The sequence below is a fragment of the Nocardia barduliensis genome (assembly GCF_013315795.1).
Classification (GTDB): domain Bacteria; phylum Actinomycetota; class Actinomycetes; order Mycobacteriales; family Mycobacteriaceae; genus Nocardia; species Nocardia barduliensis.
The window spans coordinates 35,522-49,865 of record NZ_JABLTE010000040.1 but is presented as its reverse complement, the minus strand read 5'-3'; the positions used below and the strand labels follow the sequence as shown (position 1 = coordinate 49,865).

Annotated in this window: 15 protein-coding genes; 8 read left to right on the top strand and 7 right to left on the bottom strand. The window is 69.1% G+C overall.

Annotated features, from left to right (window positions below; translation table 11 throughout):
* Positions 1-13 precede the first annotated feature (13 nt).
* Entirely contained in the window at positions 14-655 is a 642-nt protein-coding gene (locus tag HOV91_RS18865) for a DsbA family protein (RefSeq protein WP_174186727.1), read from the bottom strand.
* Positions 656-832: 177 nt separating this feature from the next.
* On the opposite strand from HOV91_RS18865, the gene HOV91_RS18860 reads away from it, so the two are divergent.
* The 4 genes from HOV91_RS18860 (at position 833) to HOV91_RS18845 (ending at position 4,530) form a co-directional block, all read left to right on the top strand.
* Positions 833-2,065: an NAD(P)/FAD-dependent oxidoreductase gene (locus HOV91_RS18860; protein WP_174186726.1), complete on the top strand. Its 1,233-nt coding sequence runs from the start codon at positions 833-835 to the stop codon at positions 2,063-2,065.
* A gap of 106 nt (positions 2,066-2,171) precedes the next feature.
* Complete coding sequence (locus HOV91_RS18855) at positions 2,172-2,573, top strand: YciI family protein (RefSeq protein ID WP_174186725.1); 402 nt, start codon at positions 2,172-2,174, stop codon at positions 2,571-2,573.
* Positions 2,570-3,835, top strand: coding sequence for an RNA polymerase sigma factor (locus HOV91_RS18850; protein WP_174186724.1), 1,266 nt, complete (start codon positions 2,570-2,572; stop codon positions 3,833-3,835). Before HOV91_RS18855 ends, HOV91_RS18850 begins: the two co-directional genes overlap by 4 nt.
* Positions 3,836-4,047: 212 nt before the next feature.
* A complete protein-coding gene (locus HOV91_RS18845) occupies positions 4,048-4,530 on the top strand; it encodes an NUDIX hydrolase (protein WP_174186723.1) in 483 nt (160 codons plus the stop codon).
* A 3-nt stretch (positions 4,531-4,533) separates the two neighbouring features.
* Here HOV91_RS18845 and HOV91_RS18840 read toward each other — a convergent pair whose 3' ends face one another.
* Positions 4,534-5,370 (bottom strand): phosphoribosylaminoimidazolesuccinocarboxamide synthase, encoded by an 837-nt coding sequence (locus HOV91_RS18840; protein WP_174186722.1) that lies wholly within the window; start codon positions 5,368-5,370, stop codon positions 4,534-4,536.
* Positions 5,371-5,590: 220 nt separating this feature from the next.
* Here HOV91_RS18840 and pepN point away from each other — a divergent pair, with 220 nt between their 5' ends.
* Entirely contained in the window at positions 5,591-8,173 is a 2,583-nt protein-coding gene (gene pepN / locus HOV91_RS18835) for an aminopeptidase N (RefSeq protein ID WP_174186721.1), read from the top strand.
* 60 nt (positions 8,174-8,233) lie between these two features.
* Here pepN and HOV91_RS18830 read toward each other — a convergent pair whose 3' ends face one another.
* From HOV91_RS18830 to HOV91_RS18815, 4 genes are all read right to left on the bottom strand, one after another.
* On the bottom strand, positions 8,234-8,698 hold the full coding sequence (locus HOV91_RS18830; protein ID WP_174186720.1) for a DUF5130 domain-containing protein: 465 nt from the start codon (positions 8,696-8,698) through the stop codon (positions 8,234-8,236).
* Positions 8,685-8,963, bottom strand: a complete 279-nt coding sequence (ctaJ, locus tag HOV91_RS18825; protein ID WP_174186719.1) for an aa3-type cytochrome oxidase subunit CtaJ — start codon at positions 8,961-8,963, stop codon at positions 8,685-8,687. Before ctaJ ends, HOV91_RS18830 begins: the two co-directional genes overlap by 14 nt.
* Positions 8,964-9,067: 104 nt before the next feature.
* A complete protein-coding gene (locus HOV91_RS18820; protein WP_174186741.1) occupies positions 9,068-10,630 on the bottom strand; it encodes a glycoside hydrolase family 13 protein in 1,563 nt (520 codons plus the stop codon).
* Positions 10,631-10,901: 271 nt separating this feature from the next.
* On the bottom strand, positions 10,902-11,306 hold the full coding sequence (locus HOV91_RS18815; protein WP_174186718.1) for a globin: 405 nt from the start codon (positions 11,304-11,306) through the stop codon (positions 10,902-10,904).
* Between the two features lie 243 nt (positions 11,307-11,549).
* Between HOV91_RS18815 and HOV91_RS18810 the strand changes: the two genes are divergently transcribed.
* Positions 11,550-12,254, top strand: a complete 705-nt coding sequence (locus HOV91_RS18810) for an HNH endonuclease (RefSeq protein WP_174186717.1) — start codon at positions 11,550-11,552, stop codon at positions 12,252-12,254.
* 5 nt (positions 12,255-12,259) lie between these two features.
* Here HOV91_RS18810 and HOV91_RS18805 read toward each other — a convergent pair whose 3' ends face one another.
* A complete protein-coding gene (locus HOV91_RS18805) occupies positions 12,260-12,826 on the bottom strand; it encodes a helix-turn-helix domain-containing protein (protein WP_174186716.1) in 567 nt (188 codons plus the stop codon).
* A 310-nt stretch (positions 12,827-13,136) separates the two neighbouring features.
* Here HOV91_RS18805 and HOV91_RS18800 point away from each other — a divergent pair, with 310 nt between their 5' ends.
* Both HOV91_RS18800 and HOV91_RS18795 read left to right on the top strand, forming a co-directional pair.
* Positions 13,137-13,832, top strand: a complete 696-nt coding sequence (locus HOV91_RS18800) for an AzlC family ABC transporter permease (protein ID WP_174186715.1) — start codon at positions 13,137-13,139, stop codon at positions 13,830-13,832.
* A complete protein-coding gene (locus HOV91_RS18795; RefSeq protein WP_438822678.1) occupies positions 13,790-14,140 on the top strand; it encodes an AzlD domain-containing protein in 351 nt (116 codons plus the stop codon). The genes HOV91_RS18800 and HOV91_RS18795 overlap by 43 nt, the downstream gene beginning before the upstream one ends.
* The last annotated feature ends 204 nt before the right edge of the window (positions 14,141-14,344 follow it).

The following is a 14,344-nucleotide window of genomic DNA, read 5'->3' as shown; positions in this document are numbered from 1 at the left end:
CGCCGCACGGCGCTCAGTCGAACGAGGGGTCTTCGGTCCGCGTGCGCTTCAGCTCGAAGAAGTGCGGGTAGGAGGCCAGCGCCACGGCGCCGTCCCAGACTTTGCCCGCCTCCTCGCCGCGCGGAATCCGGGACAGCACCGGGCCGAAGAACGCGGTGCCGTTGATGTGGATGGTCGGCGTGCCGACATCCGGCCCCACCTTGTCCATGCCCTCGTGGTGGCTCTTGCGCAGCGCCTCGTCGTAGTCGGTGCTCTCGGCGGCCGCGGCCAGCTCGGCGGGCAGACCCGCCTCCGCCAGCGAGTCGGCGATCACCGCGGCGAGCGTCTCCTTGCCGCTCTCGCGTTCGTACTCGGCACGCCGATTGTGGATACGCGTGCCCATCGCGGTGTACAGCGGCAAGAGCACCTTGTCGCCGTGCTCCTGCGCCGCGGCGATCGCGACGCGGACCGGGCCCCAGCCCGTGTCGAGCAGTTCCTGGTACCGCGGGGGCACGTCCTTGCCCTCGTTCAGCACCGACAGGCTCATCACGTGGAACCTGGCCTCGATGTCGCGCACCTGCTCGACCTCGAGGATCCAGCGAGACGTGATCCAGCACCAGGGGCACAACGGGTCGAACCAGAAATCGACGACGTCCTTGGCAGCTTTGTCGGTCACGGGCGGCTTCCTCTCGATCGCATGCGGACGGACGGCACACACCTCGCCGCCCTATCGAGCAACCACCCCGGCGCCCGATTCGTTCCCACCCGGCGCGCCGTTTTCCCGAGCCGCCCGTACCGCTCCCAGTAGGGTTGGTCGGCAGGAGCTTGGTTCCCTTCGGAGAAGGAGTCCGCAATGAGTTCTGATCGGCATTTCGTCATCGTCGGCGGCGGACTGGGCGCGGCCAAGCTCGCGGAAGCGTTGCGGGCCAGAGATTTCGAAGGACTCGTGACACTGATCGGCGCCGAGGAGCACCTGCCCTACGAGCGGCCGCCGCTGTCGAAGGAGCACCTCGCCGGGAAGAAGTCGCTGCCGGAGTTCACCGTCGATCCGGGGCAGTGGTACCGCGACCACCATATCGACGTCCGGCTCGGCACCACCGTCACCGGTCTCGACCCCGCGGCGAAGACGGTCACCCTGCCCGACGGTTCCACGCTGTCCTACGACAAGCTCGCGCTCGCCACCGGTTCCACGCCGCGAACGCTGCCCGTTCCCGGGGCCGACGCGCCCAACGTGTACACGCTGCGCACCATCGAGGACTCCGACACGTTGATCGAACTGTTCCGCAGCGCGCGACGGATCGTCATCATCGGCGCGGGCTGGATCGGCCTGGAGGTCGCGGCGGCGGCCCGCGCGGCGGGCGTCGAGGTGACCATCGTCGAACGCGCCGACCTGCCGCTGCGCGCGGTGCTCGGTCCGGAGATGGCCCAGGTCTTCGCCGACCTGCACCGGGCCAACGGGGTCGACTTCCGGTTCGAGGCCCAGGTCGAGGCGATCACCACCGAGGAGGCCATCGCGACCGACGTCGCCAACGGCGTGCGGCTCGCCGACGGCAGCACGATCGAAGCCGACGCGGTGCTGGTCGCCGTCGGCGCGCGCCCGAATGTGGAACTGGCCGCCGACGCCGGGCTCGCGGTGGACGACGGCGTGCTCGTCGACGAGCGCCTGGCCACCAGCGATCCCGACATCGTCGCGGTCGGCGACATCGCCGCGCAGCAGCACCCGGTGCTCGGCAGGCGGGTCCGCGTGGAGCACTGGGCCAACGCGCTCAACCAACCGGCGGTCGCCGCCGAGACCATGCTCGGCAAGCAGGCCGCCTACGACCGGCTGCCCTACTTCTTCACCGACCAATACGACCTCGGCATGGAGTACACCGGATTCGCGGCGCCGGACGAATACGCCAGGCTCGTCGTGCGCGGCGACACGGCGGCGCGCGAGTTCGTGGCGTTCTGGCTGGACTCGGACAATCGCGTGCTCGCCGGGATGAACGTGAACGTCTGGGACGTGACCGACCGGATCAAGGAATTGATCTTGGCGGGCGAACCGGTCGATCCGGACCGGTTGGCCGACACGACTACGAAGCTGTGATGTGGATCACGACTAAGATGTGTCGACTCCGCACACTCGGCTCCGACCTCTTGGCGAGCGCCACCGAGGCGCTCGACGCGGCCGATCGCCGGAGAGGAAACGAATCATGAAGTACATGCTGCTGAAGACTTACGGCCCCACCGCCCACTGCGACACACCGATCAACGAATGGTCCCCGGAAGAGATCCGCGCACACATAGACTTCCAGCGCGCACTGGGTGAGCAGCTGGCCGAGGCGGGCGAGTTGGTGGATGCGCAAGGATTGGCCGGGCCGGACGAGGCGCGGATCGTGAGTTCGGACGGCCGGTCGGCGCCGGTGGTCACCGATGGACCCTTCCCGGAGACCAAGGAGTTCCTGGCGGGCTACTGGATCGTCGACGTGGACGGCCCCGAACGGGCCTACGAGATCGCCGCGCAGGCCTCCGCCGCACCCGGGCCGGGCGGCAAACCGATCGGCGAGTACATCGAAGTTCGCGCGGTGATGGGCGCCCCCGCCACCGAGCAATGAGCGACCGGCGTGCGGTGCCCGACGACACACCGCTCCCGGCGAGCACCGAGGACCTGCTGCGCGCACTGGCGCCGCAGGTCCTCGGAACGCTCGTCCGCCGGTTCGGCGACTTCGACACCGCCGAGGACGCACTGCAGGAAGCACTGCTGGCGGCCGCGACCCAGTGGCCGAGCCAGGGCCTGCCGGACAATCCACGGGCCTGGCTGATCCAGGTCGCGCAGCGCCGCATGGCCGACGCCGTGCGCGCGGAGGTGGCCCGCCGCCGCAGGGAGACCACGGCCTTCGAGCGCGAGGTGACCGACACCGTCCCGGTGGATCACGACGACACGCTCACCATGCTGTTCCTGTGCTGCCACCCGGCGCTGTCGCCGGCCGCCGCCATCGCCCTGACATTGCGGGCGGTGGGCGGGCTGGGCACCGATCAGATCGCCCGTGCCTTCCTCCTGCCGGAAGCCACCATGGCGCAACGGATCACCCGGGCGAAGAAGAAGCTCGCCACCGTCGAGCGCCCGTTCGCGCGGCAGGGCGACGAGCAGTGGCGGGAGCGGCTCGGCGCGGTCCTGCACGTGCTGTACCTGATCTTCAGCGAAGGACACACCAGCAGCTCGGGGCGGACATTGCAGCGGACGGATCTGTCCGATGAGGCGATCCGGCTCACCAGGGCGGCGCATCGGCTGCTGCCCGAGGACACCGAGGTCACCGGGTTGCTCGCGCTGATGCTGCTCACCGACGCCCGTCGCGCGGCCCGCACCGGCGCGCACGGCGAACTCGTCCCGCTGGCCGAACAGAACCGTGCGCGGTGGGATCGGGCGCTGATCACCGAAGGGACGACCCTGGTCACGGGCACGCTGGCGCACGGCTTGCGCGGGCCCTACCAGATCCAGGCCGCCATAGCGGTGCTGCACGCGCAGGCCGCGCGCTCGGAGGACACCGAGTGGCCCAAGATCCTGGCGCTGTACGACCGGCTCGAACAGTTCTCGGACAATCCGATGGTGACGCTCAACCGCGCGGTGGCGACGGCGATGGTGGCGGGGCCGCGGGCCGGGCTCGCGCTGGCGGAAGCCCTCGACGCCCAGCTTTCCGGGACCCACCGGTTGGACGCCGTGCGTGGCCATCTGTACGAGATGGCCGGCGACGTCGACGCGGCGGTCGCCTGTTACACCAAGGCCGCCGCGCGCACGACGAGCATTCCCGAGCGCGACTATCTCACCATCCGTGCGGCGCGGCTTCGCCAGGATGCTCGCGCGGATCTCGCCCGGTGATCGCAGAGCGCTCCACGGGCCGCGCAGCGATCGTGGGTCGGTCGCGATGCCGGGCCCCAGCGGGAATGAGGTCGCCACGCACGACAACCGCGGACAGCGAGTGCAGGCCGGGCACCCACCAGTCCACGCCGAGCGGCTGCCGCGACAGCTTGCCGCCCGGCGATCGGCAGGGCGCGCCGCGCTGCGGACATCGCCGGGGCAGACTAGCCGGTGTGGCAGACAAACACAGTGCGGGAGTCCTGGTGTTCCGCCGGAACTCGAACGGAACCGTCGAGGTATTGCTCGGACACATGGGCGGACCGTTCTGGGCGCGAAAAGACCTGGGGGCGTGGTCGATTCCGAAGGGCGAGTACGAGCCCCAGACCGAGGACGCCCGCCTCGCGGCGAGCCGCGAGTTCACCGAGGAACTGGGACTGCCGGTTCCGGACGGCGCGTGGCTGCCGCTGGGCGACGTGCGCTACGGCAGCGGCGCGGGCAAGAAGACCCTCACCGTCTGGGCCGTCGAGGGCGATCTCGACCCCGCCGCGATCGTGCCAGGAACCTTTCAGCTGGAATGGCCGCCGCGCTCCGGGCGGTTGACGGAGTTCCCGGAGATAGATCGCGCCGAGTGGTTCGACGCGACCACCGCACGCGACAAGCTGGTCGCGGGCCAGCGGCCATGCCTGGACCGCCTGGCCGAGCGACTGCCGGACTGAGCGCTAGCGCGCCACGCCCGCCCAAGTCCGGCCGGTGATGAGTTCGTAAGCCTCCACGTACTTCTGACGGGTCGCCGCGACCACGTCCGCGGGGATCTCCGGACCGGGCGGCTCCTTGTCCCAGCCGGTGGAGGTGGCCCAGTCACGGACGAACTGCTTGTCGAACGAGCGCTGCGCCCGGCCCGGCTCCCACTCGTCGGCGGGCCAGAACCGCGAGGAATCGGAGGTGAGCACTTCGTCGCCGAGGGTGAGGACCTCACCGTCCCAACCGAATTCGACTTTGGTGTCGGCGACGATGACGCCGCGTTCGGCGGCGTGCGCGGCGCCACGGGTGTAGAGGTGCAGGGTCAGCTCGCGCAGCCGCTCGGCGACCTCGCGGCCCTCCTGGTTCACCACGTCGGCGAAGGTGATCGACTCGTCGTGCCCCTCGGAGGCTTTGGTGGTCGGTGTGAAGATCGGCTCCGGCAGCTTGTCGCCCTCGCGCAGCCCCGGCGGCAGCGCGACCCCGGAGACCGAGCCCGTGCGCCGGTACTCCACCAGCCCGGACCCGGTCAGGTAACCGCGCGCGATGCATTCCACCTGCACCATCTTCAGCGGCTTGACCCGGATGCCGCGGCCGGCGAACTCGGCGGGCACGTCGGTGGCGGAGACCACGTGGTTCGGCACGTCGGTGAAGTACTCGAACCACCAGTTGGACAGCTGCGTCAGCAGCGCGCCCTTGTCCGGGATCGGCGTCGGCAGCACCACGTCGTACACGGACACCCGGTCGGAGGCGACCAGCAGCAGCGTGTCGCCGTCCTCGTACAGGTCACGCACCTTCCCGGCGTGCACATGCTTCAACGTCGAGCCTCCGAATCCGTCGTGGTGAACCTGCGCTGCACCAGGCACAATACCGCCGCCGCCGCAGCGCGGCCGTCACGCGGCCGGTCTCGCACCGCGGTACCCGCGCACAAGGGGCCGGTGTCACTAGGGTTGGTCGGGAAAGTCCCGCGCGGCTCGCCCCACCCAGGTGGCATTGTGGGTGTCGCCCGTGCCAGTTCTTCGACCACGAAGGAGCCTTATGTCCGCACCCAATCTCACTCGCGACCAGGCGATCGAACGCGCCGCGACGGTGTCGGTCGAGAACTACCGCGTCGAGCTGGATCTGACCGACGGTGCGGGCAAACCCGGCGAGCAGACCTTCTTCTCCCGCAGCACGGTGACCTTCACCGCGACGCCCGGCGCGAGCACGTTCATCGACATCGTGGCGCGCGGCGTGCGCTCGGCGGTACTCAACGGCACCGCCGTGGACGTGTCCGGCTACGACGAGTCGACCGGCATCGCGCTGACCGACCTGGCCGAGCGCAACGAGCTGGTGGTGGAGGCCGACTGCGAGTACTCGCACACCGGCGAGGGCCTGCACCGGTTCGTCGACCCCGCCGACGACGCCGTCTACCTGTACTCCCAGTTCGAGACCGCCGACGCCAAGCGGATGTTCGCCTGCTTCGACCAGCCGGACCTGAAAGCCACCTTCGACCTCGCCGTCACCGCGCCCGAAGACTGGCTGGTCGTCTCCAACGGTGCCCTCGTGCAGACGCTCGCCGCGGACCCGGGCAAGCACATCTTCCGTACCACTCCGAGGATGAGCACCTACCTGGTCGCGCTCGTCGCCGGTCCGTACGCCCAGTGGACCGATGTCTACACCGACGAGCACGGCAGCATCCCGCTGGGCATCTACTGCCGCGCCTCGCTGGCCGAGTACATGGACGCCGAGCGGCTGTTCACCGAGACCAAGCAGGGTTTCGGCTTCTACCACCGCAACTTCGGCGTCCCGTACGCCTTCGGCAAGTACGACCAGCTGTTCGTCCCCGAGTTCAACGCGGGTGCGATGGAGAACGCCGGCGCGGTGACCTTCCTCGAAGACTATGTCTTCCGCTCCAAGGTCACCCGGGCGTCCTACGAGCGCCGCGCCGAGACCGTGCTGCACGAGATGGCGCACATGTGGTTCGGCGACCTGGTCACCATGAAGTGGTGGGACGACCTGTGGCTGAACGAGTCGTTCGCCACGTTCGCGTCGGTGCTGTGCCAGTCCGAGGCCACCGAATACACCAACGCCTGGACCACGTTCGCGAACGTCGAGAAGTCCTGGGCCTACCGGCAGGACCAGCTGCCCTCCACCCACCCGATCGCCGCGGACATCCCCGATCTCGCCGCCGTCGAGGTGAACTTCGACGGCATCACCTACGCCAAGGGCGCCAGCGTGCTGAAGCAGCTCGTCGCCTACGTCGGTCTCGAGCCGTTCCTGTCCGGTCTGCGCGCCTACTTCGCCGACCACGCCTACGGCAACGCCACCTTCGACGATCTGCTGTCGGCGCTGGAGAAATCGTCCGGGCGCGATCTGTCCACCTGGGGCGCGCAGTGGCTCAAGACCACCGGGCTGAACATCCTGCGCCCGGACTTCGAGGTGGACGCCGAGGGGCGGTTCAGCTCGTTCGCGGTGGTGCAGGAGGGCGCGCAGCCGGGTGCGGGCGAACGGCGCGTGCACCGGCTGGCCATCGGCGTGTACGACGACCAGGACGGCAAGCTGGTGCGCACCGAGCGCGTCGAGCTCGACCTCGACGCCGCCGAACGTACCGAGGTGCCCGCGCTGGTCGGCGTACCGCGCGGCAAGTTCGTGCTGGTCAACGACGACGATCTCACCTACTGCTCGATCCGGCTGGACGCCGATTCGCTCGACGTGCTGGTCAACCGGATCGCCGACATCGCGGAACCGCTGCCGCGCACGCTGGCCTGGTCGGCGGCCTGGGAGATGACGCGTCAGGCCGAGTTCCGCGCTCGCGACTTCGTCGCGCTGGTCGAACGCGGCGTCGGCGCCGAGAGCGAGATCGGCGTGGTACAGCGGCTGCTCATGCAAGCCAACACCGCGCTGAGCAGCTACGCCGATCCGGAATGGGCCACGACCACCGGCTGGCCGGAATACGCGAACCGGCTGCTGGAGCTGGCCCGCGAAGCCGAACCGGGCTCCGACCACCAGTTGGCCTTCGTCAACGCGCTGACCGGCGCGAAGCTGTCGGCCTGGCACACCGAAGTGCTGCGCGAACTGCTCGACGGTGATCCGGCGAAGGTCGGGCTGCCCGGCCTGGTGGTCGACACCGACCTGCGGTGGCGGCTGGTTTCCGCGCTCGCCGCGGCGGGCGAGATCGATGCCGACGGGCTGGACACGCCGGTTATCGATCAGGAGCTGGCCAACGACTCCACCGCCGCGGGCAGGCGGCAAGCGGCCGCCGCCGCGACGGCGCGCCCGATCGCCGAGGTGAAGGAGCAGGCATGGGCGACGGTGATGGGCGACGACTCGGTGCCCAACATCACCGCCCGCTCCATCGTCGGCGGCTTCGCGCCCGCCGGGCAGGGCGAGCTGCTCACGCCCTACCTGGAACGGTATTTCGCCGAGGTCCCCGGCGTCTGGGAGCGCCGCTCCAGTGAGGTAGCCCAGACCGTGGTGGTCGGGCTCTACCCGCACTGGGCGATCAGCGAGGACGCGGTAGCCGTCGCCGACAAGTTCCTCGCGGGCGATCACCCTCCGGCGCTGCGCCGCCTGGTCAGCGAAGGCAAGGCGGGCATCGAACGCTCGCTGCGCGCCCGTTCCTTCGACGCCCAGCCGTAAACGAAACCGGCGCGTCCACCCGGATGATCGGGTGGACGCGCCGGACTACGACAGCGAGAACTACCTACCGATGGCCGCCGCCATCACGCGAACCGCGGAGACCAGCCCGTCGATCAGCTGACCCTGCCGGAACGAGCTCAGCGCGGCGGTGACGCCGAGCTGGCAGACGCGATCGTTCGCGCGGTCGGCCACCGCACGGCCCGAACGCACCTCGATCGCCTTGTCGTTGGGCGAGACGGCGATGAGCACCGAGTGCGACGCCTCGGGCGTGCCGGGGAAGAGCGCATCCGCGCCCGCGGCCGGGTCGGCACCCAGATCGCCGATGTAGACGTTGAACCGCACCTTGGTCGCGCGGGTCGCCTCGGTGAGCACGTTGTCCATGGTGAGCCGCTCTTCGTCGTCGAACGGCGCTTCCTTGAACACGTCGCCCGCCTCGTGCACGCCGGAGACGCGCCCGCTGCTGGTGATCGCGTATCCGTGCGGCAAATCGGCTTCGACCACCGCGGGCCACTTAGAACCTGCCACTTGCCCGTCCTCCGATCAGCTCCACCTCGGTGGACTCGATGGCCGCATGCTGTCCATGCGGCGTATCCGGAAAGTGGTGACCCGAGCCGATCACCTCTTCAGTGGCACTCCACAGCACCGGCTGCTGGGTCCACTTCTGACCGAGGGCGAAGTGGACCGGCTTCTCGCCAGGCAGTGGCTTACCGAGGAACGACAATCCGGCGATCACGCCGTAGATCACCAGCGGGATGCCGGCGAAGATCAGCACTGTCTCGAGAATGCTCACGGGTCAAAGGTAGACGATGCTCTGTAGTAGTTCTCCGTCCGGTCGAGCCGGGAGGCTGTCCGTGTCGGCTCCACCCGGCTCGAGCTGGGATTTTCCGGCGTCCCTCAGACCAGCCAGGCGGCCGCGTTCGGCGGCAACTGGCCGCCCTCGGCCGCCGCGCTGGCCAGCAGCACGTCTCCCGGCGGTAGCTGGATCGGGGCGTCCGAAGCGTTGAGCACGCAGACCAGTCCGCCCGGCCGGCGGAACGCGAGACAACCCGGCGGGCTGCCGTACCACTCGATCCGGTCTCCCGCGAACTCCGGCCGCACCGAGCGCAGCTCGATGGCCAGGCGATACAGCGACAAGGTCGAGCCCAGCTCCTCCAGCTGCGCTTCGACGGTCAGCGGCGCCCAGTCGGGCGGGATCGGCAGCCATGGCGTCCCGGTGGTGAACCCGAACGGCGGCGCGGCGCCCTCCCACGGCAGCGGCACCCGGCAGCCGTCGCGGCCGCGCTGGGTGTGCCCGGAGCGCTCCCACACCGGATCCTGCAGCACCTCGTCGGGCAGGTCGTCGACATTGGGCAGCCCCAGCTCCGAGCCGTTGTAGAGGAACACCGCGCCGGGCAGCGCGAGTTCCAGCAGGATCATCGCCCGAGCCCGCGCGACGCCGAGCGCGCCGCCGCCGTACCTGGTGACCTCGCGCTCGATGTCGTGGTTGGACAAGGTCCAAGTGGGCACGGCGAAAACCGGTCCGACGGCGGCGAGCGAGTTGTCGATCGCGTCGCGCACCGCCTCGGCGTCGAACGCCGATTCGGCGAGACGGAAGTTGAAGGCCAGGTGCAGTTCGTCGGGGCGCACGTACTCGCCGAAACGGGTGTTGTCGTTCACCCACACTTCGCCGATGGTCACCGCGTCCGGGTACTCGTCGACCACCTTGCGAATCCTGCGGTGGATGTCGTGCACAGCGGGATTGTTGAACCGCGGGTCGCTGTCGTCGTGCGCGAGCAGGGCCGAGACGCTCAGCTCCGGCATGTCGGGCAGGCCGTCGGGCTTTGCCATGCCGTGCGCCACATCGATCCGGAAACCGTCCACGCCCCGGTCGAGCCAGAATCGCAAGGTCTGCTCGAAATCGGCGGCGACCTCGGGGTTGCTCCAGTTCAGGTCGGGCTGCTCGCGGGCGAAGATGTGCAGGTACCACTGGCCGGGTGTGCCGTCGGGTTCGGTGATCCTGGTCCAGGCGGGTCCGCCGAAGATGCTCGGCCAGTTGTTCGGCGGCTCCGCGCCACCTGGCCCGCGGCCGTCGCGGAAGATGTACCGGTCGCGTTCCGGACTGCCGGGGGCCGCCGCCAGCGCCGCCCGGAACCACGCATGCTGGTCGCTGGTGTGATTGGGCACCAGGTCCATCGTGACCCGGATCCGGCGGGCGTGCGCTTCGGCGATCAGCGCGTCCATCGCGGCGAGCCCGCCGAAGAGTTGGTCGATGTCGCGCGGATCGGCAACGTCGTAGCCACCGTCGGCCATCGGCGAACGCATCACCGGACAGATCCACAGCGCGTCGACACCGAGCAGTTCGAGATAGCCGAGTTTGTCCCGGACTCCGCCGAGATCGCCGATCCCGTCCCCGCTCGAATCCGCGAAGGATCTCGGATAAACCTGGTAGAACACGGCCGACCGCCACCACGGGTGCATGGTGCGATCCACCGGCGCCGTTAAGGCTGGTGCATCACTCACATCCGCAATAGTGCCAAAGATTTGTGGTGGAAGCCCTCAGGCGATGTGCGGGCCCAGACAGGGAGCAAACATGTGGCACCGCTGACGCCGCAGCCAAAACACCCCTGCTGCCACGTCTCTCAGCGGCAACGCTCCGGTCACCCGCTGTTCATCAGCGAATCCACCGCGACCACAACGCGGTATTGAACACATTTTCGGCGAGCCCATCCGCCGGGTGGCGAACTCGTTGTCAGAAAGGCGCGTTCACCAGAGAATTGGCCGCCATCTCCAGGTAGTTCAGCAGCGCCGTGCGGTGCTCGTCGTCCAGCGTCTCCGGCTCGATCTCCGCGACCGCGATCCGCATGCACCGCAGCCACGCGTCACGCTCGATCGGCCCGATGGTGAAGGGCATGTGCCGCATGCGCAGGCGCGGATGGCCGCGCTCGTCGGAGTAGGTGCGCGGACCGCCCCAGTACTGCTCCAGGAACATCCGCAACCGGCGCTCCGCCGGGCCCAGATCCTCTTCCGGATAGAGCGGGCGCAGCACCTCGTCGTCGGCCACCTCGCGATAGAACGTCGCGACGAGCCGCCGGAACGTCTCCGCCCCACCGACCGCCTCGTAGAACGACGTCGCCGTTTGCTCGCCCGAAGTCATAGACCCTCTCGATTCACCGGATGCGCCGGTGTCCATTGTGCCCGCGCCCGCGCACCGCCGCCGCACTGCCCTCGCGCCGCCGCTCAGCAACCGGAACATCGCGCGGGTATGGCACTTCAGCCACAGTTAACCGGACATTGTTGAAAATCACCGTGCAATGCCCGACATTCCATGGTCAACTGGGTGACAGTCTCTGCTTTGCAGATACCACATGATCCTGCCAATCATGAAATCGAGGTCGAGATGAAGCAGCGGCACAGCGCGCGGTCACACGAGGCGCGAGCGCACCGACAACTCCAGCCCGCCGACGTCCACAATCGTGGGTCGGGGGCCACTCCGCTGCACATCGTGTCCGAACATCATCCGGGTGGACATCGTGGCCATCACGACCACGGACCCCGCCCCACCGCTCCGCCCGCAGAGGGCCCACACTGGCTCAAGACCAGGGTGCTGCTGTTGAACGCCACCTACGAGCCGCTCACCGCTCTGTCCGCGCGCCGCGCGATCGTCCTCCTCATCTGCGACAAGGCCGACGCCGTTCACCACAACGACGAAGGGCCGATCGTGCACTCCGCCGAGACGGCGGTGGCCATTCCCTCCGTGATCCGCCTGCGCAGCTACGTCCACGTGCCGTACCGGGCCCGGGTCCCGATGACCCGCGCGGCCCTCATGCACCGCGATCGCTATCGGTGCGGTTACTGCGGCGGCAAGGCCGAGACCATCGACCACGTCATCCCGCGCAGCCGCGGCGGAGAGCATTCCTGGGAGAACTGCGTCGCCAGTTGCGCGCCGTGCAACCATCGCAAAGCCGACAAGCTGCTCAGCGAACTCGGCTGGACGCTGCGATCTCCCCTGGTCTCGCCGAAGGGCCCGCACTGGCGCCTACTGTCCACCACGACGGAACTCGACCCCGTCTGGTTGCAATATCTCGGCGAAGGCGCGGCCTGACCTGCTCAGGTGTACTCCACCACCAGCGTCGCCCAGGTGGGCGACGCCAGCGCTTCGAATACGTGCGGCCGATCGCCCGGGTAGGCGATGTAGTCGCCGGGGTGTAGCTCGACGGGCGCGTCGACCGGGCCGACCAGCGCGCGCCCCTCGGCGAGCAGCACATGCTCGACCACACCGGCGATATGCGGGTCCGAGCGGCGCGCATGCCCCGGTTCCGCGGTGATGCGGAACAGGTCGCGGCGGGAATTGGCCGGTCCGGCCGCCAGCAGGGTCGCGCGGTACTCCGACTGCTCGGCCGCGACCACGGGGCCCTCACCGGCGCGGATGACGTGCACGTTCGGGCGCGGCGGGTCGAGCAACCGGGAGAACGGCATGTCCAGTGCGACGCACAGCGCCCACAACGTCTCCAGGCTCGGATTCCCGGCACCCGATTCCAGTTGCGACAGCGTCGATTTCGCGATGCCCGCCCGGCCGGCGACCTCGCTCAACGACAACCCGGCCCGGGTGCGCTCGCGGCGCAGCGCGGCGGCGATCACCGCCTGGGGTGTTGTCGTCGCGTCCTGCCGCGCCATTCCCGCTCCGTGTTGGTTTTTCCAGCGCCTGCGGCGCTGTGTTGGTTTGGCCGCGACTTCGTCGCGGCGTGTTCGCGGCCCCTTTGTGGCTCGCGTCCGAGCGGCCGCCGCTGGCGACTTCGTCGCGGACGCGGCGGCCGCTCGGACGCGAGCCGGGCCGCGAACGGACAATGCTCGGTCTCGCTTCGCTCGAAACCCGGGGTCGAGGTTAGTGGGTACGTTCTGTGGATTCGCTCCATCGATCGCTCGACGGAACCATCAGCAGAAAACCATATTGACGGACCGCTGTGCCATGTTCACTATAGGAAACGTGCGTTCGATATGGCGAACACTTGATCAGGACACGCTGACGGGCATCGGGGCGGTGTGCCTGGCCGTCGGCGTGATCGGGATTTCCTACGGGGCCACGGCGGTGAGCGCAGGCTTTCCGATCTGGCTTCCGGTTCTCCTCGGATGCGTGGTGCTCGCCGGGAGTTCGGAGTTCCTCTTCATCGGCATCGTCGCCGCGGGCGGCAGCCCTGTCGCGGCGGTGCTGGCTGGCTTGCTGGTGAATGCTCGGCATGTGCCGTACGGACTGTCGGTGCCCGACGCGGTGGGCACCGGGTGGCGCAGGCCGCTGGGCGTCCACCTGATGAACGACGAGTCCGTCGCCATGACCATCGCGCAACCCGACGCGCGCCGCAGGCGAGCGGCCTACTGGCTGACGGGCGCGGGGGTGCTGTTCGCCTGGCCCGGTGGCGCGGCCATCGGGGCGTTGATCGGATCGGTGGTCACCGACACTTCGGCGTTCGGACTCGACGCGGTGTTCCCCGCCGTCCTGCTCGCACTCGTGCTTCCCGCCCTGCGGGATCGGACCACTCTCGCGGCGGTCTGTGTTGGCACCGCGATCGCGCTGATCAGCGCTCCGTTCCTGCCCACGGGCTTGCCGGTCCTGCTCGCCCTGTCCGGGGTGCTGGTCGCGGCATGGGAGAAGCGGGAACCGGCGACCACCTCCGGGGCGGCGTGATGCTGGCCGCCGGAATCGTCGCCCTCGCCGCGGGCACCTACGCGTTTCGCTGGGCCGGGCCCGCGCTGCGCGACCGAGTGCGCCCCTCAGCGCGCGTGGTACGCCTGCTGGAAATCGGCGCCGTCGTGCTGCTTACCGCATTGGTCGCCGTCACCACACTGCCGCTCGGCACGGCGAGCCTCGGATTCGCCATGCCCGCAGGAGTTCTCGTCGGCGGAGTGCTGGCCTGGTTCCGACGTCCGATCTTGGTGGTGATTCTCGCCGCCGCCGCGACCACGGCGCTTCTTCGCCTGATCGGCGTCTCCTGACCCACCGAAAAGCTTTTCGCGCCATCGTGCTTCGCGGACGAGGGCGGCGCCGTCCCCTCCTGCCGACGGCGCCGCCCATTCCATCGATCGCTTCCCGGTCTGCCTGTGCTACTCGAAATGCTCCGCAGAGGTATGCCGCTTTTGCCGTTTGCACCGGACGTATCACGCAGTGCGGGCCGCTCAGTGCCGACCGGTCGGCGATTC